The organism is Pontiella agarivorans (assembly GCF_034531395.1).
In the GTDB taxonomy this organism is placed as follows: domain Bacteria; phylum Verrucomicrobiota; class Kiritimatiellia; order Kiritimatiellales; family Pontiellaceae; genus Pontiella; species Pontiella agarivorans.
The window spans coordinates 448688-471365 of record NZ_JARVCO010000002.1 but is presented as its reverse complement, the minus strand read 5'-3'; the positions used below and the strand labels follow the sequence as shown (position 1 = coordinate 471365).

22 protein-coding genes are annotated in these 22678 nt (G+C 51.8%); 13 read left to right on the top strand and 9 right to left on the bottom strand.

All coding sequences use genetic code 11. The annotated features are described in order from the left end of the window. Positions 1 to 31: 31 nt before the first annotated feature. Genes cls through P9H32_RS01960 form a run of 3 tightly spaced genes read left to right on the top strand, consistent with a single transcriptional unit; the run spans position 32 to position 3715 of the window. Positions 32 to 1528, top strand: coding sequence for a cardiolipin synthase (gene cls, locus P9H32_RS01970; protein WP_322607182.1), 1497 nt, complete (start codon positions 32 to 34; stop codon positions 1526 to 1528). A gap of 59 nt (positions 1529 to 1587) precedes the next feature. Continuing rightward, complete coding sequence (locus P9H32_RS01965) at positions 1588 to 2865, top strand: UDP-N-acetylglucosamine--peptide N-acetylglucosaminyltransferase SPINDLY family protein (RefSeq protein WP_322607181.1); 1278 nt, start codon at positions 1588 to 1590, stop codon at positions 2863 to 2865. Then, positions 2834 to 3715 (top strand): endonuclease/exonuclease/phosphatase family protein, encoded by an 882-nt coding sequence (locus P9H32_RS01960; protein ID WP_322607180.1) that lies wholly within the window; start codon positions 2834 to 2836, stop codon positions 3713 to 3715. The genes P9H32_RS01965 and P9H32_RS01960 overlap by 32 nt, the downstream gene beginning before the upstream one ends. Here P9H32_RS01960 and P9H32_RS01955 read toward each other — a convergent pair. From P9H32_RS01955 to gcvT, 9 genes are all read right to left on the bottom strand, one after another. Then, positions 3712 to 4035, bottom strand: coding sequence for a hypothetical protein (locus P9H32_RS01955; RefSeq protein WP_322607179.1), 324 nt, complete (start codon positions 4033 to 4035; stop codon positions 3712 to 3714). The two genes, P9H32_RS01960 and P9H32_RS01955, sit on opposite strands and share 4 nt — an antisense overlap. Then, positions 4025 to 4813 (bottom strand): hypothetical protein, encoded by a 789-nt coding sequence (locus tag P9H32_RS01950; RefSeq protein WP_322607178.1) that lies wholly within the window; start codon positions 4811 to 4813, stop codon positions 4025 to 4027. The genes P9H32_RS01955 and P9H32_RS01950 overlap by 11 nt, the downstream gene beginning before the upstream one ends. A gap of 18 nt (positions 4814 to 4831) precedes the next feature. Further along, complete coding sequence (locus P9H32_RS01945) at positions 4832 to 5341, bottom strand: ferritin (protein WP_322607177.1); 510 nt, start codon at positions 5339 to 5341, stop codon at positions 4832 to 4834. A 48-nt stretch (positions 5342 to 5389) separates the two neighbouring features. After that, positions 5390 to 6277, bottom strand: coding sequence for a bifunctional methylenetetrahydrofolate dehydrogenase/methenyltetrahydrofolate cyclohydrolase FolD (folD, locus tag P9H32_RS01940; RefSeq protein ID WP_322607176.1), 888 nt, complete (start codon positions 6275 to 6277; stop codon positions 5390 to 5392). Positions 6278 to 6300: 23 nt separating this feature from the next. Next, positions 6301 to 6696, bottom strand: coding sequence for a DUF4870 domain-containing protein (locus P9H32_RS01935; protein WP_322607175.1), 396 nt, complete (start codon positions 6694 to 6696; stop codon positions 6301 to 6303). A gap of 194 nt (positions 6697 to 6890) precedes the next feature. Next, a complete protein-coding gene (locus tag P9H32_RS01930) occupies positions 6891 to 7088 on the bottom strand; it encodes a hypothetical protein (RefSeq protein WP_322607174.1) in 198 nt (65 codons plus the stop codon). A gap of 177 nt (positions 7089 to 7265) precedes the next feature. Next, a complete protein-coding gene (gcvPB, locus tag P9H32_RS01925) occupies positions 7266 to 8714 on the bottom strand; it encodes an aminomethyl-transferring glycine dehydrogenase subunit GcvPB (RefSeq protein WP_322607173.1) in 1449 nt (482 codons plus the stop codon). An 11-nt stretch (positions 8715 to 8725) separates the two neighbouring features. Further along, positions 8726 to 10075 (bottom strand): aminomethyl-transferring glycine dehydrogenase subunit GcvPA, encoded by a 1350-nt coding sequence (gene gcvPA / locus P9H32_RS01920; protein ID WP_322607172.1) that lies wholly within the window; start codon positions 10073 to 10075, stop codon positions 8726 to 8728. After that, positions 10072 to 11157: a glycine cleavage system aminomethyltransferase GcvT gene (gcvT, locus tag P9H32_RS01915; protein ID WP_322607171.1), complete on the bottom strand. Its 1086-nt coding sequence runs from the start codon at positions 11155 to 11157 to the stop codon at positions 10072 to 10074. Before gcvT ends, gcvPA begins: the two co-directional genes overlap by 4 nt. On the opposite strand from gcvT, the gene P9H32_RS01910 reads away from it, so the two are divergent. The 10 genes from P9H32_RS01910 (at position 11125) to P9H32_RS01865 (ending at position 22645) form a co-directional block, all read left to right on the top strand. Continuing rightward, positions 11125 to 12297 carry a sensor histidine kinase gene (locus P9H32_RS01910; protein ID WP_322607170.1) on the top strand — a complete coding sequence of 391 codons (1173 nt, stop codon included), beginning with the start codon at positions 11125 to 11127 and terminating at the stop codon, positions 12295 to 12297. The genes gcvT and P9H32_RS01910 overlap by 33 nt on opposite strands. Beyond that, positions 12294 to 12710 carry a hypothetical protein gene (locus P9H32_RS01905; RefSeq protein WP_322607169.1) on the top strand — a complete coding sequence of 139 codons (417 nt, stop codon included), beginning with the start codon at positions 12294 to 12296 and terminating at the stop codon, positions 12708 to 12710. The genes P9H32_RS01910 and P9H32_RS01905 overlap by 4 nt, the downstream gene beginning before the upstream one ends. Positions 12711 to 12772: 62 nt before the next feature. Continuing rightward, positions 12773 to 13708, top strand: a complete 936-nt coding sequence (locus tag P9H32_RS01900) for a sensor histidine kinase (protein WP_322607168.1) — start codon at positions 12773 to 12775, stop codon at positions 13706 to 13708. 7 nt (positions 13709 to 13715) lie between these two features. Next, positions 13716 to 14717: a sensor histidine kinase gene (locus P9H32_RS01895; RefSeq protein WP_322607167.1), complete on the top strand. Its 1002-nt coding sequence runs from the start codon at positions 13716 to 13718 to the stop codon at positions 14715 to 14717. 56 nt (positions 14718 to 14773) lie between these two features. Beyond that, positions 14774 to 16465, top strand: coding sequence for a carbon starvation CstA family protein (locus P9H32_RS01890; protein WP_322607166.1), 1692 nt, complete (start codon positions 14774 to 14776; stop codon positions 16463 to 16465). A 90-nt stretch (positions 16466 to 16555) separates the two neighbouring features. Continuing rightward, entirely contained in the window at positions 16556 to 17098 is a 543-nt protein-coding gene (gene folE / locus P9H32_RS01885) for a GTP cyclohydrolase I FolE (protein WP_322607165.1), read from the top strand. A gap of 249 nt (positions 17099 to 17347) precedes the next feature. Continuing rightward, positions 17348 to 18874 (top strand): sulfatase family protein, encoded by a 1527-nt coding sequence (locus P9H32_RS01880; protein WP_322607164.1) that lies wholly within the window; start codon positions 17348 to 17350, stop codon positions 18872 to 18874. A 5-nt stretch (positions 18875 to 18879) separates the two neighbouring features. Further along, positions 18880 to 20376, top strand: a complete 1497-nt coding sequence (locus P9H32_RS01875; protein ID WP_322607163.1) for a sulfatase family protein — start codon at positions 18880 to 18882, stop codon at positions 20374 to 20376. Between the two features lie 4 nt (positions 20377 to 20380). Next, positions 20381 to 21754, top strand: coding sequence for a sulfatase (locus P9H32_RS01870; RefSeq protein ID WP_322607162.1), 1374 nt, complete (start codon positions 20381 to 20383; stop codon positions 21752 to 21754). Further along, positions 21755 to 22645 carry a sialate O-acetylesterase gene (locus P9H32_RS01865; protein ID WP_322607161.1) on the top strand — a complete coding sequence of 297 codons (891 nt, stop codon included), beginning with the start codon at positions 21755 to 21757 and terminating at the stop codon, positions 22643 to 22645. The last annotated feature ends 33 nt before the right edge of the window (positions 22646 to 22678 follow it).

The window sequence follows — 22678 nt, the reverse complement described above, 5'->3', positions numbered from 1 at the left end:
ATTTTCTTATACCAAGCCTAGGATTCCTTCCATGATTTCAAACAGTTCCGACCTCACATTCTGGGTTGTGTTCAGCACGATGCTGCATTTATGCGCATTCATCGGCGTCACCCTGCATGCCCTGCAGCGCCGCCGTCATGCAAGCTCCACCGTCCTCTGGATTTTCCTGGCCTGGTCCTTCCCGCTTATCGGTCCGCTCGTCTACCTTTCATTCGGCATCGACCGCGTGTCAATAAAGGGCCTGGAACGACAGCTCACCAACCAGATGTTGATGAAAAAAAGAGATGCCCGGCTCGCCGCAGAAACACCGTTGCGCGCCTGGCATCTGGACTACTGCTCAGCGTCTGAAACGATTGAAAACCGCATGAGCCGAAAGCTCAATCAAGCCGTGGATGCCATCATTCCCGAACATCCCCTGCTCTCATCCAATGCCGTCTTTCCGCTGGCAAGCGGCGATGCCGCTTATCCACTGATGCTTCAGTCCATTCGCTCGGCAAAACACCACATTCACATGCAGAGCTTCATTATCCACCGCGATGAAACCGGCCGTATGCTGTTGGACGCCCTGAAAAAAAAAGCCGAGGAAGGTGTTAAAGTCCGCCTTCTTTTTGACCGGTTCGGCTCCACCCACGCTTATCTTGGAGGTATGTTTCGGAAATACCGGAATATTCCCAACTTCGAAATCTGCGGCTGGACTCAGGCCAACCCGCTGAAAGCTCAGTTTCAAATCAACCTGCGTAATCACCGGAAGAATCTGGTCGTTGATGGCCGCATTGCATTTTTCGGCGGCGTGAATATCTCCTCGGAAAATGTGACTTCCAACGGTCGGAAGGCCATTCGTGATTACCATTTTAAAGTCGAAGGCCCGATGGTCCACGAGCTGCAACTCTCCTTTCTAAGCGACTGGTTTTTCATGACACGCGAATCTGTCGATGATCTTCTACAGGCCGATCTGTTCCCGGAAATCATCTCCTGCGGAAACGTAAATGCACGGCTGATCGACAGTGGCCCCTCTTCCGCCCCCGGTCTGCTGGCCGAGGTTTTCTTCAATGCCATCGTGGAAGCTCAGGAACAGATTCTGATCGTGTCGCCATACTTTGTGCCCAGTTCCGACATCATTCAGGCCGTTCGTTCCGCCGCCCGGCGAGGAGTCGATGTCCGTATCGTTGTTCCTAAGCAGAACAACCACCGTTATGCCGGCATGGCCTCGAAAGCACTCTACGAAGAGCTCCTGGATGCCGGCGTACGCATATTTCACCGCAATCCTCCGTTCATCCATGCCAAAGCCATGGTGATCGACACCTCGGTTGCCCTCGTGGGCACCGCCAATATTGACATCCGCAGTCTGGAACTGAACTATGAAACCACGGCTCTTTTCGAAGAACAGAATGCCGTGACGGCCATCAAACGTATGATCAAAGAGGACATCGCTGACAGCTCAGAAGTTGACCTTAACGAATGGCTTAACCGCCCGCGTCTGCAAAAACTCGGTGAAAACCTCTGCGCCCTTATGACGCCCGTGCTGTAAACGGATTGATTTTTCCCGGGGCAGGAATACTATGTCCCGAATCCAGAAGGCGTAAATCAATGGCTGAAGTGAAACTAGAGAATGCACCCGACGATATCCTGCCCTACTATGAAAAGGGCCTACAGGCCCTCAAACGGAACAACTATGCCTATGCCATGGACATGTTCGAAACGGTCCTTGCTCTGGAACCCCGCCTGCTCCAAGTCCGCCGGAAACTCCGTACAGCAGCCGTCACACTCGCAAAACAGAACCCGCCCGGCCGACGGGCGGCCGCAAAAAATCTGGCCTTGTATGCAAAAGCCGCAAGACGGCTGAAAAAACAGCCCGAACTGACCGTTGAGCTGTCGGAAAAACTGCTCAAATCCGATCCGCTGAATCCGAAATATGCGAAGCTGCAGGCCGATGCCGCCGAAGCTGCTGATCTTCCGGAAATTGCCATTCTCACCCTCGAAATCATCAACGAAAACCGACCTGCAGAGGCTGCCCTGCTCTCCCGCCTGGCCGGACTGTATCAACAAACCAACCAAATCGACCTCGAATTTGAATGCCGGGAAAAAATCGCGCAGCTCATTCCCGGCGATGCACAGGCAGCCAAAGCACTTAAAGATGCGGCAGCCCGCCTTACCATGGGAAAAACCGGAAGAAGAAAAGCGGAAATGTCATCCCCCCCTGTACCTGAAACCGAGAATGAGCTGATGCAGGAACCCGCCGACCCAGCACTGAAAATGGCCTACGCCGACCAAATGATCCGGGAACGGAAATACGACAGTGCCATCCGGATTCTGGAAGAATTCTCCACACTGCACCCGGAACATACAGCCGCTGAAAAAAAACTGCAAACCGCCCGTGAAAGACAGCTCGCGATTCGGCTGGCCGCGGCAGAAGATGACCAGAATGAAGCCGAGGCCGTCTTATTGCGACAAGAACTTGCCCACCTGAAAATTCAATCTGCTCGCCGCGAAACCGAGCGCTATCCGAACGATCTTCAACTTAAATTCGAACTCGGCAAGCTCTGCTACAAGGCCGGACAACTCACCGAAGCCATTCAGCAATTTCAATCTGCACAGCACAACCCCCACCGAAGAATCAGAGCCCTGATTTATCTGGGGAAAGCCTTTTATGAAAAAGGCCAGGCCGATATTGCCTCCGAACAGTTTGAAAAAGCACTGGCTGAACTTCCGGATATGAATGAAACGCGAAAAGAAGTGCTGTACGAACTCGGTGTACTGCGAATGCAAACCGGTGAGCCGGAAAAAGGGACCGCTCTGCTGAAAGAGATCTACACCTTCGACATTGGATATCGAGATGTTGCCGAACGTATTGAAAATCCTGCTTAGCATCCTGGTTTTGTCCGGGTCCTCGGCGCAGACCCGGGAATTTACGGTGATGACATACAACCTCAGAAACTTCACCTTGCTCGACCGCGATGGAGATGGCAGAGCAGACGATCCGAAACCGGACTCCGAATGCCGTGCCGTTGCCCGGATTATCAGTGAAGCGAATCCCGATATTCTCGCCGTTCAGGAAATCGGAAACGAAACCTACCTTCATGCATTACAGGCATGGCTTAAAACACAGGGTGTACAGTATGAATATGTGGAACTTCTGCAACGCGGCCGATACGACAACAACCTGGCCGTACTGAGCCGCTATCCAATCATGGACAGTACGCACCATACCAACGAATGGTATTCCATCGGAAAGGCACGGCTGCCGGTGGCTCGAGGCTTCCTCGAAACGCAGATTCAGATCTCAGAAACCTATTCATTCCACCTGCTCAATGCCCACCTGAAATCCAAGATCTACAACCGGCTCGGTCAGACCGAAATGCGGCGCAATGAAGCCCGGTTGCTGAATAAAGTGGTACGCCGTATTCTGGATAAAGATCCCGATTGCAAACTGCTCGTTACCGGCGATATGAATGACAACCCGAATTCGGCCGCAATACGTGAAGTTACCGGAAAATCGCGTAAAAACCTTTTTGATCTCCGGCCTCAGGAACCGGGCGGTGATGCCTGGACCTATTATGATTCATCAGCAGAACTGCACACCCGTTTCGACTATTTCTTTGCCAACGCGGTCATGCTCAATGATGTCGTCCCCGAAAAATCAACGGTGATCAGACATCCGCTAACCTATGCTGCATCCGACCACCGTCCCGTTCTGACCACCTTCAAAACCGACTAATTGACCCGTGTGTGCCGTACCGTGAATGAAGGCAGAGGACCACGCGACTTAAACGTTTTCTGCACCTCAACCTGCCCCCCTGTTCCCCGTATATTTTCACAGCCCGGAATAAGCTTCCATGCACGGGTTTCCGGATCTTCATAGTAGAGAGCATAGATATAATCTTTCTCCGTACTGATGGCAAACGTCACTACCCCATCGCTGTTCTGGGCAATCCCCAGTTTCGGACGGTGTTCGGGTTGTTCCGGGGCGGAAGCACAACCCCAGGAAAATGCGAGCGAAAGCAACAGAAGAGATCCTGAAAGAATCTTACCTATCATCCCGCGCCTCCCCGGCGTCTTTTTTCAGATCTTCAACCTTATCCGAACCGACAACGACTGCTTCCGGAACTTCATTCGTCAGCGGATTCATGAGCATGGCATCTTCCGGCGTTTCCATTTCGGGCTGCACAGCGGATTCAACTGAATTTGTTTCCGCCGCCCGCTCGTTTTCAACCACGGCTTCCGTCACCGCAGGCAGCGGATGGCGCACGGCCATCCAGAATTTCAGGTCATCCGCTGCCACCGGCTTATTTTTAAGGTTGTCGCTGAAGCGTTTGTGATACCAGGCCACATTCAACCCCTCCGGATTGATGGCTTCCATAGACATTTTATAGTTCTCACAGAACCACTTCCAATCCTTGTATCCGAAGTCGTAATACTGCCCGGTCAGATGCAGCAGCGGCCGGGTCTCCGTGGTCGTAATTTTATAGACGGCCGGGCACCAGTCCTCAGCGGGAAGCAGCGAATCCGCCAGCGCATTATCCTCATCGATAATCAACGCCGAATCCGGTCCCGTACGGAAAAAATCGCCCGCTTTGAATGCATCAACTGCAATATTCACCCATTCCTTGCCGGTCCAGCCGTGCAGCGATGCGACACCGCCGTTGACCTTATAGCTGACCAGCAGCGTGGGATATCGGTTAGCCAAATCGAGCCCCACACGGACCACGTTGTCCTCCCGCGGAACCATCACCAGCGTAATTTCATCTTTACGCGATGCAAATGCCGAAGCGGAAGCCATTAAAACAATCAATCCTGCAACAACCGTCTTTCTCATCGTTTATCTCCGTAATAATTATGCAGGAAGCGGGGTCGGAGCCGCACGTCCGGCCAGTTGTTGATCAATCATCATCAATCCGCCTTTATCCTCGCCCACCATACGCAGCGGGGCCAGAATATCATTCACGTTTGCTTCCTCTTCAACCTGTTCAGTTACATACCACTGAAGGAAGGTCTGCGTTGCATAATCTTTTTCCTGCACCGCCAGATCCATCAGTTTATGAATCAGGCTGGTGACATACTGCTCATGCTCCAACGTTTTTTCGAATACCTCCAGCGGGGATCCGTATTCTTTTACCGGTTCCTCTATAGCGAGAAGATGTATCTCTCCTCCCTGGCCGAGAATATAGTCATACATCTTGGTCACATGCATGCTCTCTTCCTCATACTGCATACGCATCCAGTGCGCAAACCCCGGCAGGCCGATCGTATTACAGTAAGCCGACATCGCCAGATACATATACGCGGAATAGAATTCTCTGTTCACCTGCTGATTCAGTTCCTTCTGCATTTTCTTTGAGATCATACGATGACTCCTTCATTTGGTTAGTTGTTGTTTACACCCCTGTAAAACTCAGTCAATTCTGTTTGCACGTTTTGCCGACTCAACGGTATTAAACAAAAGCATGGTAATGGTCATCGGCCCAACCCCCCCCGGAACCGGCGTAATTTTCGATGCCACCTTACTGACTTCCTCAAAATCCACATCCCCCACCAGGCGATACCCACGCTCCCGGGAAGCATCCTCCACCCGATTCACGCCGACATCAATGACCACCGCGCCGTCTTTCACCATTTCCGCCGTAATGGTATTCGGCCGACCCGAAGCCGCAATAATGATATCCGCCTGTTTGACATGCGAAGCGAGATCTTTCGTACGGGTATGACACAGCGTGACCGTGGCATTCGCCCCCTCTTTTTTCTGCAGCAGCATATTGGCCACCGGCTTTCCAACGATATTGCTGCGGCCCACCACAACCACATGCGCACCCTCGGTTTCCACCCCGCTGCGCATCAGCATCTGCACGACGCCATGCGGGGTACAAGGCAGAAACGCCTCTTCGCCAATCATCATTTTACCCACATTCATCGGGTGAAATCCGTCAACATCTTTGTCCGGATCAATCGCCAGCAGCACGGCCGATTCATCAATATGGCCAGGCAACGGAAGCTGCACCAGAATACCGTTGATTTTCGGATCGTGGTTCATACGTTCCACCACCGCCAGCAGCTCCTCCTGCGTGGTTTCAGCCGGAAGCCGGTTGTCATCAGAAAAAATGCCGATTGCTTCGCACGCTTTTTCTTTTGCGGAAACATAGGATTTCGACGCCGGATCTTCGCCCACCAGGATCACGCCCAGCCCCGGAACAATGCCCCGCTCTTTCAACGCGGCAACCTCTGCTTTAAGTTCTGCCCGGATATCTGCGGCAATCTGTTTTCCATCAATACGTTCTGCTGACATCTAAATCCATTCTCCTGAATGCTCTATTTAATAAAATGAATACACAGCGGATACCGGAACTCGCGTCCCTCACTCGCTTTCACGGCACCGACAATCGGACAGACAAACCCGAAAATGACCAACGGAAGAAGCAACAGCAAACCGATCACCGACAGCGTAAGCACAACCGCATACAGCAACAGGCTGAGCTGAAAATTAACCGTTTCTTTGCCCTGCGCATCAATAAACGCGCCGCTGTCACGCTTCATCAGCCAGATCACCAGCGGAATCACAAACTGAGCCAGGACATAAGGCAACAGGTAACCGCCTACCGCCGAAAGATGACAGGCCATCGCCCAGTTACGCTCACTTGCATCCGGGCTGAAAATATGCGGCGGTCTGGCCGCATCATCCCTATTCCTGAAATCCTCATCATCCATTTTTCCATCCGTTTTCCAGACGCGTTAAACAATACCGCCGCCCCACCCGCGCCGCAAACCCGATTTCCCTTTTTTCCGGAAATTGGAAACCTGCCCGCTCGCAGCCACCAACCTCAGAAACCTTCCAAAGACTGGAATAATAAAAAAACCCTCCCGGTTCCGGAAGGGTTTTCAAACATGCAAAACAGAATCAACTATTTCTTGGTGCACTCTTTTTTGCTGCTGCATTCTTTCTTATCCGCGCTGCATTTTTTAGCAGCGTCTTTGGAGCAGGATTTTTCTTTCGAGCATTCCGTTTTCGCTGTTTTTTTCGCGCAGCAGCTTTCGCCGGCAAATGCAGACGTTCCTGCAACAAACAATGCTACCAGTGCGACACTCAGTACTTTCTTCATGTTAGACTCTCCTTGATTTAATTTAACCAACTGAAACAGGTAAGACCCTATCTGTCGAATTATGTTCAAAATATTATCAATATAATCAGCTATGTCACGAACAACCCGTTCCAAGGACCGGAAAAATAGAATTCTTTACGACTTTCTATATTGAATACGGATCCGGTTACCAGAAATTCATTCCTGACTGAGCCGCATATCGCGCGCAGCCTTCACTTCATCCAGCCGCCCCACCGGTGTGCTTACCGGTGCCTTATGCAACTGCTCCGGTTCCGTCTTCGCCAACTCAAACAGCTCTTCCATCACTTCAACAAAGCGATCCAGCGTATCCCGGTCCTCGCTCTCCGTCGGCTCCACCATCAACGCCTCGGAAACATTGAGGGGGAAATAAACGGTCGGCGGATGAATTCCCCGATCAATCATTCCTTTAGCCAAATCCAGCGTATGCACCCCATACGGCTTCAGCACATCCCCGGAATATACAAACTCATGCATGCAGCGGCCTTTGTATTTTTCCCCGAAAAGCGGCCGCAGCTTTTCCTGCAAATAGTTTGCATTCAGCACCGCCCGGTTGCTCGTACCCAGCATACCGTCACGCCCCAGCGAAAGAATATAGGCATAGGCCCGCGCAATAATACCGAAGTTTCCGTAGAACGGCGCAATATATCCAATGCTCTTCGGCTCATCATAATTCAGCGTAAAAGTGCCGTCCTTGGTTTTCTCAACCCGCGAAATCGGTAGATATGGACGAAGCTTTTCCACCACGCCCACCGGTCCGGCCCCGGGGCCGCCGCCGCCATGCGGCGTCGCAAAGGATTTATGCAGATTCAGATGGCAGATATCAAAGCCCATGTCGCCCGGCCGATAACGACCCATAATGGCATTAAAGTTTGCGCCGTCGTAATACATCAGGCCGTCGACATCATGCACCGCCGAACAGATTTCCTTAATACGCGGATTGAAAACTCCCAGCGTATTCGGGCTCGTCAACATCACCCCCGCTGTTTTTTCATTCAACGCTTCCATAAAAAGGTCAAAATCCATTACGCCGTTTGCATCCGACGGAATCGTCACCACGTTATAGCCCGCCACCTGCGCGCTGGCCGGATTGGTGCCGTGCGCCGAGTCCGGAATGATAATATGATCCTTATCGGCATTCCCTTTGTCTTTATGGTACGCCGCCATAATCATCACACCGGTCAGTTCGCCATGCGCCCCGGCCATCGGCTGCAGCGTAAATTCATCGAGTCCCGTCGCCTCCGACAGCAGCCGTTCGGTGTTATACAGCACCGCCAGCGATCCCTGCGTCAGCATGCCCCCGCCGCGCAGCTGCGGCCAGAGCGGATGTACCTCCGTCAGCTCCGGCAGGTTCGCCGCCGCCTCACACGCTTTCGGGTTGTATTTCATCGTGCACGAACCCAGCGGATAAAAATGCGTGTCCACCGAAAAATTCAACCGCGACAACGCCGTAAAATGGCGCACCACCTCCGCCTCGGAAACCTCCGGCAATTCCGCCGGCTCACTCCGCAGATACTTCGTAGGAATCTCCTCCGTCGCCGAAATTTTCAATGAAGACATCCGGATTCCGGGACGCCCCGGCGAAGATTTTTCATAAATCGTTTTCATCTTGGATTTCCTTACGCCTTTAATGCACTTTCGAGTTTGGCCACCATGATATCGATCTCTTCTTTCGTCCGCTTTTCGGTGAAAGAAAGCAGGAGGACGTTGTCCATGCCTTCATAGTATCGCCCGACCGGGAAACCGGCAGCGATGCCCTGGTCGACCAGCGCACTCACAACCGACGAGGCATCCTTCGGCAGACGAACTGCAAACTCATTAAAAAAACGGCGGTTGAACGCGGGCTCCACGCCATTGATCTGCGTCAGTTTATGCCAGGCATAGGAAGCGCGATCCATGCAGTCGCGGCCGACCTCGCGGAAGCCCTCGCGACCGATCAGCGACAGATAAATGATTGCCCGCAGCGCGCAGAGCTGCACATTCGAGCAGATATTCGACGTCGCCTTTTCACGGCGGATATGTTGCTCACGCGCCTGAAGCGTCAGCACGTAGCCGCGCCGGCCCTGATTGTCTACCGTCTCGCCGACAATACGGCCCGGCATTTTGCGAACCAGTTTTTTACGGGTGGCCATAAACCCCAGATAGGGCCCGCCGAAGTTCAGCGGAAGCCCCAGACTCTGCCCCTCCCCGGTGACAATATCCGCCCCCATTGCGCCGGGTGTTTCCACATGCGACAGCGCCATCGGATAAACCGACATAATCGCCAGAGCTTTAACCGCGTGAACTTCGTCAATCAGATCGGAAAGATTGTCGAGACAGCCGAAAAAGTTCGGATTCTGCAGCACCACGGCGCCGATGGAATCGTCGAGCACTTCACGGTAAACTTTGCGATGGGCAATACCGGTCGGCGAAAGGTTCACCTCTTCATAATCGACCGAAAGATTCTGCGTATAACAGCGAAGCATTTCACGGTAAATGGGATTTACGCCTTCATCAACCAGAACTTTATTCCGGCGCGTCTGTCGCAAAGCCATCATAATACCTTCAATCAGCGCCGTTCCCCCATCGAACAGCGAGGCATTGGCCACCTCCATCCCCGTGAGACGGCAGATCGCGGTCTGATATTCAAACGCCGCCTGCAGCGTCCCCTGCGATGCTTCCGGCTGATACGGAGTATAAGCTGTGTAAAACTCGCCGCGGCTCGCCAACGCATTTACGGCCGCCGGAATATAATGATCATAAAATCCCGCGCCGCAGAAATTCACCAGGTCAGTGGAGTTTTTAGAAGCAATCCTGCGGATGTGCTGCATCATCTCCATTTCGGAGAGTCCTTCAGGAATATCCAGCTCACCGGGCTTCAGCTCGTCCGGAATCGCCTCGAACAGGTCATCATAATCCTGAATTCCAAGCGTCTCAAACATCGCCTGCTGATCCAGCTCACTCGTTGCACAGAATGGCGTTTTTTTCATGATACCCTTGCGGTTCCTTTTTTATAAAACGGCAGATCAACGATTTCGGCTGGAAAACGCCGGCCGCGGATTTCAACTTCCAGCTCTTTCCCGACCCTGGAAAAAGCATGTTCAACATATCCCATGGCAACGGCTACCCCCAGACTCGGGGCCAGCGATCCACTGGTGACAACACCGATTTCGCGGTCCCCGGAAAAAACCTTATCGCCCTCACGAGCAGCCCGTTTTGATTGAAACCTGAGACCGACCAACAGATTCTGCGGTTCTCCAAGATCCTGCATGACACGTTGTTTTCCGATATATTGCTTATTTCGATCAATAAACAGACCGCGCGTCATTTCGGAGGGGGAACGCTCTTCATTCAACTCATGGCCATAAAGCGCATAGCCCATTTCCAGACGCAGTGTATCGCGCGCGCCGAGGCCGGCAGGTTCGCAATAGGGATGCGCCACCAGCTTTTCCCACAACCGGATCGCAGCATCGTTCGGCAGATAGATTTCGTAGCCCAGTTCGCCGGTATAGCCGGTCCGGCTGATGATGGTTGAAGCTTCGCAGGCATGGAACTCTTTGAACCGGAAATATTCGAGCTCCGGAAGAGTGCAGCCGAATACCTCTTCAAGCACATCGCGCGATTCCGGACCTTGGACATCCAGCTTGGCGGTCTCGGCCGAGAGATCGACAAAAATCGTTTCGGCGGACAGGTGACTCTGAATCCATTCCGCATCCTTTTCGAGCGTTCCGGCATTGACGACCAGCATGTAGCGGTTTTCATCCAGCCGATAGCAGGTAAGATCATCCATCACTCCTCCCGCTTCATTCAGCATGAAGCCATAGCGAACCTGCCCGATTTTTAAAGACCGGATGTTGCAGGTCAGTAGATGTTCCAGATCCCGGAGCGCAGTTTTTCCATAAAGTTCAAATTCGCCCATGTGGCAGATATCAAATACGGAAGCGTGATTCCGGGTATGATCGTGTTCATCGAGAATACCCGCATACTGAATCGGCATATCCCATCCGCCGAATTCCCCCATACGGGCGCCCAATTGCTGATGCTGCGTATGCAGCGGCGTTTTCTTCATCATAGCAACACCATACGAAAAGGTCCGAAGCGCCGCAAACAAATATGGTCCTATATAGACTGTCGCACGATTTGCTTTCGTAATGGCGCGCCTCAGATTAAGGTGGGTCAAATAAGGATGAATGCACGCGAATCAAAACAGGCTCTGACATACGGCATACTCTGGCTCGGCTACATCGTAGCGACCTTTCTGCTGTTTCCCCGTCTGAATATTACATGCGTGCTTCCTCTGATCCCCCTGATCGGCCTCGGTGCCTGGCTCTACGGAACAACGGCCGGTCTCTGGATGACATTGCTATCCCTGTTCCACAATTTTGCACTAACGGGAATCGTTTATGCGGATCAGGTTACGTATTACCAATATACGTTCAACGGCTATATCATAATCATCGCCATTTCCTACCTGGTCGGCCATCTGCGCACCATACAAACCGGCCTGAAAAGCAAACACGCCGAACTGGACCAACTCGTCAAACTCCGAAACCGGAAGCTGGATGAGCTGACCACCAAACTACTCTCCGAATCAGAACGTTTTAAAACCCGGTTTGGCCAGGAATTGCACGACAGCATCGGTCAGCAGCTTACCGGCATCCAACTCCTGAGCGCCTCCCTGACCGAGCAACTGCTGGAGGAACGCAATCGGGATGCCGCACTCTCCGACCGCATATTATCGCGTGCAGCCGGGGTACACATACAGATTAGAAAGATTTCACGCATGCTCTTTCCGGTCAAAATCAGTTCCACCGGCCTGATTCCTGCGCTCAATGAACTTTCTTCTACGCTGAACAGCATCAAAAATACAACACTGCACATTAGCTGCTCGAGCATCGACTTACCCCTTCCGGACGACATCGCCTTGCAACTGTACCGCATATGTCAGGAAATAAGCCTTCACGCCATCGATAAACTGCACGTAACAAATATCGACATCAGGGTCACTGAACGTCAGGAATGCGTCCAGCTGCATATCGCATACAAAAGAAATCCGCCAAATACCGAGATGACACCGCCCGATATTTCGCAACTGATTCGCTATCGGCTGGCACGTATTAACGGCACCCTGCTTTCCTCAGACCCTTCCCCCGACTGCGTGCTGGAGTGTGCCATTCCTCTCAACTCTGCATATTCTGGGGCAGCGGCATGAAGAAACTGACGATAACGTTATTCTGGACTCTCTTTGTCGCTCAATGCGTCTTCAGCTTCATCCTGTTCAGGCAATGGAATTCAAATGTGCTGATTCCTCTCATGATGTTTATCGGCATGGCCACTTGGCTTTTTGGCAGAGAACGCGGACTTCTTTTTTATCTGTTAACGATAATCATTTTGAGCATCATTTATGAAATCCATGCCGAATATGTCGTGTACTATGAAGATAAGGCCTCCGGAACCGGAATAGCCCTCGTGATTATCTACACCGTGTCACTCCTGAAAAATCGGATCGACCTCAAGTTGCTTCCGGTCCGCATTGCCTGCGTCCGCCGAATGCGTTCGGCCATTTACTTAGAAATGCAACAACCGTTGAGTCAAACCATTAAACCTTCAGACATGCACAAGTGATTCGAAAACAACACATTCTACTTTCATTAGCATGGGCCGTATACATTACGTTTTCATTCAGGATGTATCCCCTATTAAATGTAAATGCCGCCATTCCAAGCTTTGCACTGATTGCTGTAACAGCATGGACTTTCGGCACTAAAGCCGGCCTCATCGCCACACTGATTAATATGATATACCATGCTTATTTATTAAGCTTCTTCTACGGCGATCAATTCGTATGCTACCAGACAAAACTCACCAGCCCCATACTTTATATCACCATCTCTTATGTAGCCGGATATTTGCGCCAAAACTATGACGGTATTCGCAAGCTGAATCAGGAACTCGACAGTCTGGTCCGCAAACGCGATCAGGAACTGACTTGGCTGAGCAATGAACTCCTCGAAAACGCAGAAAACAGACGGGTGGCACTGGGACAGGAACTTCACGACGGCATCGGCCAACAGCTCACTGGAATTAAACTGATCAGCTCCTCATTGGAAAGCCAGCTGAAACATGAACCGGAAACTCCGGCCGATCTGACCGCAAAGCTTTCCCAAAAAGCATCAAATGCTCACAACGATATCCGCATGATTGCCCGCACACTGTTTCCGGTCCGCATTGCTCAGGTCGGTCTATATTCCGCTTTGAATGAAATGATCTCCTGCTATGCCGAACTGCACCAAAAATCAATGCATGTAATCGAATGCTCAGACCTGCGCGGAATGACCGAAACTCTGGCGCTCCAGCTCTACCGAATGTGCCAGGAATGCTGTACCTTCCTTCTGGAGCACAGCAATGCAAATCTGATCCTCCTTACCCTCAAAATCGTCAATGACAATTATGTCGTCGAAATCGAACACAACGGGCAAGTCGAGATAGAGGATGAAACCTGCTCGATCTACAACCTCATCCGTTACCGGGCCGACAAGATCTGCGGAACCCTCCAGACGACAGACCATGATACCTCCGGTCGATCGGTCATTTACTTTAAAGTTCCACTACCCACACACTGAATCCACAATGAAAAAAATCGGAATAAAAACCTATCTGGCAGCATGGACCATATATATAATATTTGCGTTCGCAACCTTTCCTCAACTCACCATCACCGTCATGCTGTTTTCCATTCCCCTGACCATGCTGGGCGGATGGATTTTCCTGTATCGCGGCGCACTCATTACCACAGCAATCACAATCCCGGTCCACTTTCTTCTGCTGACCACGTATTCCAACGATCCTGAAATTATTCAGGAAAGCTTCAATCCGTTCGGGATCATTTCCCAATTAATTTTCTCATACGGAACCGCACTTCTGCGCTCCCTGCAACTGGAATACAAACGGCTCAATGAATCACTTGAGGAGCTCGTTCTTGAACGAACTGAAGACCTCGAAAAACTGACTCAATATCTGATTGATGCCCAGCAGCTCGAAAGCCGCGAACTGAATGCCAGTCTATTAAAACAACCCTACAATGAACTCAAATCCATGCTGGCCACCAGCCAGCTTCTGAAACTGCGTCTCGAGGAACTCGATCATCCCCGCATCTCCGATGCCGAAGAAATTTCACACGTCATCAGTTCATGCATTAAGCAACTTCGTACCATGGACGAAAATACGTTAAACCTCATGCCTCATGGCGAAGATCTTCAAAGTAGTTTGAGCAGCCTGAAAAAGCAGAGTGAGCAGCTGTATGATGTGCAATTTGAAATCGATGATCATCCAGCCTGGGCCTCAATAGAGGACGGCAAAGTCCGTTTTCTGAGCGAAATCATCTTTGAAGCAGTCTCAAATGCCCTGCGCCACGCAGAGCCGAAACGGATCAAAATCGGCATCCAGCAGGATCCCTTGACCACCACCGTGCTCATTGAAAATGATGGCCGACCCTTTTCCTCCACCACCCGCGAGGGCATGGGACTCCCCCTCATGCGCTTCCGCGCCTCCAAAATCGGAGCAAAACTCTCCATCGCCCCCTCACATACACTTTCCACCTGTGTTACATGTAAATTCGCGTCAAATAAGTAGTTAACAGTCAAAAAAGCTTTTCCCGCCGAGTTGAATACCGCTAAAACGGATGCACTATGAATTCATTGATTATTGCCGCATCTGCCGCTGTACTGTACATTATCGCCTATCACACTTACGGGCGGTTTCTTGGTCGTAAAATTTTCAAAGTCGATCCCGGTGCCAAATGCCCAAGTGAAACGCATCACGACGGCATTGACTTTGTGGCCACCGACAAAACCGTACTTTTCGGACACCACTTCACCTCTATCGCCGGCACCGGGCCCATCGTCGGCCCCGCCATCGCCGTCATCTGGGGATGGGCCCCTGCACTGATCTGGATCCTGGTCGGCTCCATCTTTATGGGAGCAGTTCATGACTTCGGCTCCATGATGATTTCCCTGCGTCATCAGGGCCGGACCATCGGTGACATTGCCGGAACCGTGATCAATCCACGTGTAAAATCGCTTTTCATGCTCATCATCTTTTTTGCCCTTTGGCTGGTGATTGCGATTTTCGGCGTGGTGATTGCCGCCGTTTTTGCCATTTTCCCGGAATCGGTCATTCCGGTATGGCTGCAGCTGCCCATCGCCATCTGGCTCGGATTCATGGTGTATAAAAAAGGGAAATCGCACATCACCTATGGTATCATTGCCACCATCCTGATGTATGCCACCATCATTATCGGTGCATATGTTCCGGTCAATATGCCCGAAGCCTTCGGCATGAGCAGCGTCGGCATCTGGGTGATTGCCCTGCTGATTTACGCCTACGTCGCCTCCACCCTTCCAGTCACCGTGCTCCTTCAGCCGCGCGACTACATCAATGCCTTCCAGCTCTGCATCGCCATGGCCCTGCTGCTCCTGGGCATCATCGTCACCCACCCGCCCATGATCGCTCCGGCCACCAACCTCGACGCCGCAGGCGCGCCGAATCTCTTCCCCATCCTTTTCATCACGGTAGCCTGTGGAGCCATTTCCGGGTTCCACTGTCTGGTCTCCTCCGGCACCTCTTCCAAACAGTGCGATGCTGAAACCAGCGCCCAGCCCATCAGCTATGGCGGCATGCTGCTCGAAGGCATGCTGGCCATCATCGTCATCATCGCCTGCGCCGCCGGCATCGGACTCGGTCTGGAAAAAGACGGCACCACCTATACCGGCGTCGCCGCCTTCAACCAACAGTATTCCAGCTGGGCCGCAGCCGGCGGACTCGGCGCAAAAATTGAAGCTTTCGTGACCGGAGCCGCCAACATGATCTCCGGTATCGGCCTGCCGAAAGGCGTTGTCCTGACTCTCATGGGTGTATTTGTCGCCTCCTTCGCGGCCACTACACTCGACACCGCCACACGTCTCCAGCGATACATTATTTCAGAAATCGCTGAAACGGTGAAAGTTCCAGCCCTTGGAAAAACACACCCCGCCACATTCATTGCTGTTGCAACAGCTCTCGCTCTGGCCTTTTCGAGCGGCGGCGGAAAAGGGGCCCTTGCTTTATGGCCGCTTTTCGGGGCGGTCAATCAGCTGCTCGGCGGTCTGGCCCTGCTGGTTATTACCGTCTGGCTCGCACGCAAAAAAATCAACATCATTTTCACCGCGCTGCCTATGGTCTTCATGATTGCCATGACGGTCTGGGGTATGAGCCTCAATTTGTTCTCCTATTATGCCGACGAAAAATGGCTTCTTTTCGTTATCGGCAGCATCATTACCGTTCTGCAAACCTGGATGATTATCGAAGGCGCGGTGGTACTCGCTAAACTCAGACGAAATTAGTCTGCATTGTGTATTGCCTATTTTTTCCAATCTCTGGAACATTCGCCCTTCCACCCCGCAACACAAAAAAGGCAACACGGAGTACAATTCATGGAGCATTTATATCAAGAGATTCTAAGCAGCGTAGGCGAAGACCCCTCCCGCGAAGGCCTGCTCGACACCCCAAAACGGGCAGCAAAAGCCATGGAATTTCTCACAAAAGGCTATCACCAGAAACTTGAGGATGTCATCAACGACGCCATTTTCACCGTTGAAGACAACCACATGATCATCGTCAAAGACATCGAGCTCTACAGCCTCTGCGAACATCACATGCTTCCCTTCTTCGGAAAATGCCATATCGGCTACATCCCCGAAGGTAAGGTCCTCGGCGTCAGCAAACTGGCCCGGATCGTCGATCATTTTGCCCGTCGTCTTCAGATTCAGGAGCGGCTCACCAATCAGGTAGCCACCACCCTCATGAACACCGTCACCCCCGAAGGCGTCGGCGTCGTGATCGAAGCCCAGCACCTTTGTATGATGATGCGCGGCGTCGAAAAGCAAAACTCCTGCATGGTCACTTCCGCCATGCTCGGCAGCTTCCGCCGCGACCAATCCACCCGAAACGAATTTCTCAAACTCATCGGGAAATAATGATTAGACGGTGGGCACTCACGCTCCCGATACAAATGGGCGGCTCACCGGTCCGCACGGCTCCTCATATCATATCGAATTTGAACATGCTTAAAAGCGCAGTGCCCTTCCCGGCCAATACAGATCAATAACCGCAACCCCCTAGGCTATGGCAAAAAACTGCATGCATTTTACGGGATAGCGCATTACGGCATGCCGCGCAGTTTGCTATCTTCCAACCTTTGAAACACTGTACAAAGGATTGGCGATATGAAATATGCACTGATTTTCACCGCGTTGCTGGCCGGAGCCGGCCTCTGCCGGGCTGACAAAGCCGACCGGCCCAATATTATCTGGCTGATGTCTGAGGATATGGGACTTGATCTGGAATGCTACGGCATGCCGGCCGTCAAAACACCGAACCTCAATAAAATGGCCGAGGAGGGCATGCTCTTCAAACGCGCCTACGTCGCCAATCCGATTTGCTCCCCGAGCCGCTCGTCCATGATGGTCGGCTGCAGCCAGACCCTGTTCGATGCGCAGCACCACCGTTCCAACCGCGACAAACCGATTCCGGAACCCTATAAACCGTTCACTGTTTTTCTGCGTGATGCCGGCTATACCTGCATTCTCGGCAGTGAATATGTCTACAGTTACGGCCAGAAAATTGACTGCAATTTCAAGACTGAACCCACCGGCCCCTACGACGGAGTCGAAAACTTCGGTCTGTTCGACAAACTCAACGTCATCACCCCCGAAGATCAGCCTTTTTTCCAGCAGATCCAGCACAAAGTGACCCACCGCGGAGACTGGTGGAATAAAATTCGAAGCGAATCAGAACACCCTGTATCCGTCGAAGATGTTGTTCTGCCGCCCTGGATCACCGACACGCCGGAAACCCGGTATGACTGGGCCGCGTATCTCGATACTGTTGAATATATGGACAACGAAGTCGGCATCATTCTCGAAGACCTCAAAACCAAGGGGCTCGACCAGAACACCATTGTTGTCTTCATCGCTGACAACGGCCGTTGCAACCTGCGCGGCAAAGGCTATCTTCACGAATCCGGAACCCATATTCCCATGATTGTCTGGGGCCCCGGGCTTATTGAACCGGGACAGGTCATTGAAGATATCGTCATGACCACCGACATCACCGCCACGATTCTGAAACTGGCCGGCGCCGAAATGCCGGACTATCTCGACGGGAATCCTATTTTCGGCGTCGAAAACCCGGTCTACCGCGAATATGCCCGTTCCGCTCGCGATATCTGGGACGAAATTGATGAATGTTCCCGGAGTATCACCACCCGGAAATTTTCCTATATCAAAAACCTCATGCCCGAAGTTCCATGGGATGCCCATCAGGCCTATCTCGACCTCAACCGCCCGGCAATCCATGTCATGCGTAAACTCAAAGCTGAAGGAAAACTCAGCGGTGCGCAACTCGCCTATATGGCGGATTCCAAGCCGCCCGAAGAACTCTACGATCTCGAAAAAGATCCGGACCAGTTGAACAACCTGGCCACGAATCCGGAATATGCCGAAGTCCTTCAGCATATGCGTACATACGAAGAACAGTGGGAATCCGCCAATCACGACATGGGCCTCGCCGACCTGGGCAAACGGGTGCCGGAAATGACCATGGAGTGGGCAGCACAGACCGAAGCCGGCGTCAAAAAACGGGCCCCCGATCTCTGGAAACGCCTGGAAGCCGGTGAGCTGATGGAAACCCAGCAGTTCAAAAAGTACCGCGATGACCGTCAACCGAAAAACAAGAAATCAAAAACGAAATGAAAACGATGACGAAACTCTCACTGTTCCTATTGCTCTCGCTCGCGGCCCTTGCGCACGCAGCAACTCCGCCGAATATTCTGTTTATTATTGCCGATGATGCCTCCATGAATACCTTCGGGGCATATGGCGGAACCATGATTGAAACGCCGGCTTTTGACCGACTTGCAGAGGATGGGGCTGTCTTCAGACAGGCCTATAACTGCAACCCGAAATGTGCTCCGGCCCGTGCCTGTCTGGTGACCGGCCGCTACAGCTGGCAACTTGGAGCCGCAGCCAACCACTGGCCCGCATTTCCTTCCGAATTCAAATTTTATCCACACCTCCTTATGGAGGCCGGTTTCCATGTGGGTTATACCGGAAAAGGATGGGGCCCGGGCTCGTACCCAACTGAGCACAATCCGGCCGGACCGGTGTATAACACCATTAAAGAAAAACCGAAATACAAAGGCATAAACTCCGTAAACTATGCTGCAAATTTCGAAGCCTTTCTGAATGAAAAACCTGCGGAAACCCCATTCTGCTTCTGGCTCGGAACCTATGAACCCCACCGGTTCTATGAAAAAGATTCCTGGAAACGTGAGGGAATGAAGCTTGAGCAGGCCGAAGTGCCGCCCTTCTATCCAGACAACGAAACCATACGCGGCGATATTCTCGACTACGCATTGGAAGTGAAACATTTCGATAAACACATCGGGCTGGCCATCCAGGCCTTGGAAAAACGGGGACTTCTGGATAACACCCTGATTCTGGTCACATCCGACCATGGTATGCCTTTCCCTCGCATCAAAGGGCAGATCTACGAAGAAGGCTTTCATGTCCCCCTCATCGCCTACTGGAAAGGCATTGTCGAACCGGGCCGGACCATCGAGGATTTTGTCAGCTTCCCGGATGTTGCTCCGACCATTTTGGAAGCCGTCGGCCTGCAGCCTCATCAGCAGATGACCGGAAAAAGTTTTCTCAATTTGCTGAAATCAAAAGAATCCGGACAGATTGATCCTACCCGAAATTTCGTCCTGCTGGGTAAGGAACGGCACGACACCGGACGGGCCGATGGAAAAGGCGGAACCGATCTCGCCTATCCGGTGAGGGCCATCCGCACAAAAGATTTTCTCTATGTGCACAATATCAAACCGGAACTCTGGCCTGCCGGAAATCCCGAATACGGCCTGCGCAACGTAGATAACGGGCCGACAAAATCCTATCTCACTGCGCTGCAGCCGGATGATCCGGAATACAAGTTCTATGAAATGAGTTTCGGAAAACGTCCTGAAGAGGAACTCTACCAAATCCGGAAAGATCCGAACTGCATGAATAATCTGGCCGAAAACCCGGAATACGATGCGCTTAAAAAAGAACTCCGTGAACGTATGGAGAAAAAATTGACTGCCCAGGGCGATCCACGCACGCTCGGAAAGGGAGACATTTTTGACACCTATCCCTATGTTGGGAAACCCTTTGATTATGAAACGGGCGAACCGGTTAAAAACAAAAAGAAAAATTAATCCTATGAAAAAAATATTCCTTCTCTCTCTTCTCGCACTATCCGCCCAGATTTTTGCCGGGTCCATACCGCCCCGGCATCAGCCGAACATCGTCCTCTTTTTTGTGGATGACTGGGGCTGGGCCGACATGGGGTTGCGGCAGCCCGACGTGTTTGAATCGCCCAATATCGATAAACTGATGCAACAGGGAACTGACTTCCGGCAAGCCTACATTGCCACACCGACCTGCAGCCCAAGTCGCGGCACATTGCTCACAGGCCAGCACCCGACCCGGCTAGAACTGGTCCGTCATATCCCGAATGACGAAAAACACGGCTTCGATAAATATGGACGTACCGATGAAAAATACAGCTATTGGGATAAGGATCCTGCACAGGTTCCCGGCATCAACTGGCTGCCCCTTGAGAAAACGACTTACGCCGAAGCATTAAAGGACCTGGGCTACTACAACCTGTTCGTCGGAAAATGGCACCTCGGCCACGAACCCTATCATCCGATCCATCAGGGATTTGATCGCCAGATTGGAACCTCCAATGCCGGCCATCCAAAATCGTACTATCCGCCTTATTTCAAAAATTCTGATGTATTGGCAGATGAGAAAGAAGCCTATCTGACAGATAAGCTCACTGATGAAACGGTTAAGTTTATCGAAGAATGGGATCAGGAACAGCCGCTCATGATTTCCCTTTGGTACTATTCGGTCCACGGCCCGCAGATCGGCCGAAAAGATTATCTGAAACATTTCCAAGAAAAAGGACTCGAGGGAAAATATGCCGATTATGCAGCCATGGTAAAATCCGTTGATGAATCGATCTATCGTGTCCGCACCGCCCTGGAAAAGAAAGGCATGACCGAAAATACCATCATTATTCTGCTCTCTGACCAAGGAGGAGCATTCGATAATCCCCCCTTCCACGGCGGCAAAAAAAGCGACACACTGTATGAAGGCGGCGCACGCGTGCCGTTCGTCTTTAACTGGCCGGGCGTTACCCAGCCGGGTTCAGTCAATAACAGTATCGTTCAATCAACCGACCTTTTTCCGACACTGATTGAAATCGCCGGTGGTGATCCTTCAACATTCAAAAATCTTGATGGCGTGTCACTCGTAAAAACCATACGGGAAAACAGCGAACTTCAACGCAGCGAGCCCCTCATTGGCTACCGCGCCTATGAAGATCTCTATGCCTCCGTTCGTGAAGGTGACTGGAAACTTCTCGCCTACCGCAGCGGTTTGCTGAAACTGTATAACATTGCCAATGACGAAGGAGAAACCACCGACCTCGCCTCCTCCCATCCCGAAAAAGTTGAAAAACTCAAAAGCAAACTGGTGAACTGGGAGAAAGAGATGAAGGTTGAAAAATATTCCGGCGTACAATAGATGAAACTGCTTTCCTCAATCTTCATCATGGCCGGTGTCTGCACCTTTGCAGGAGGCCCCGTTCAAGTGCTTTTTCTTGGCGGACAATCCAATATGGGCGGGCACGGAAACTATGATGCGCTCTCTGAAAACGACCGGAGCCGCATCGAAGCCGTTGCCCCCCGCGTAATGCTCAGCCGTAACGGCGGCGCCGCAACTCCACTTGCTCCGCTTGAATCTGAATATGAGCTGAAAAAACGCGGATTCATCCATTGTTTTGGTCCGGAAATGTTTATCGGTCTGACCCTGGCTGAAAAAAATCCGGATCAGGACTTTCTGTTGATTAAAATTGCTCAGGGCGGAACTGCACTCTACGGAGCCTGGAATCCGGAATGGTCCGAGGAAAAAGCAAAAGCCATCGAGGTCGGAACCCGCAAACAGCAGATGAAACTCTATCAGCAGCATATTAGTGTCATCAAAGAAAACCTGGCGCAGCTGAAGGCTCAAGGGCGGAAATACAACCTCATCGGCATGGTCTGGATGCAGGGTGAAAATGATGCGGCAAAAGAAATTTCTTCGCGTAGCTACAAGAGCAATTTGAAAAAATTGATCGCGGGTTACCGCAGCACGTTCAACCAGCCCGACATGCCTTTTGTCGCCGGGCAAATCAACTCCCGCTATGGTGATTTTGAAGAAGGCCCTGCCATGGTACGACAAGCGTTTATCGATGTTGCTAACGATGATGCCCGGGTGAAAGTCATCCGAACTGTGCCCCAGCCTCCGTGGAGCGATTTTCCGAAACATGAGGATCAGGTTCACTACAATGCTATCGGTCAGAAGCGCCTTGGCCTGGCCATGGCCGACGCGCTGCTTGCACTCCAGCAGGAGCAAAAAGAATCAGCCGATCAATAAACCCTCCCCATTCATGCGTCTCTTCGGAGGCGC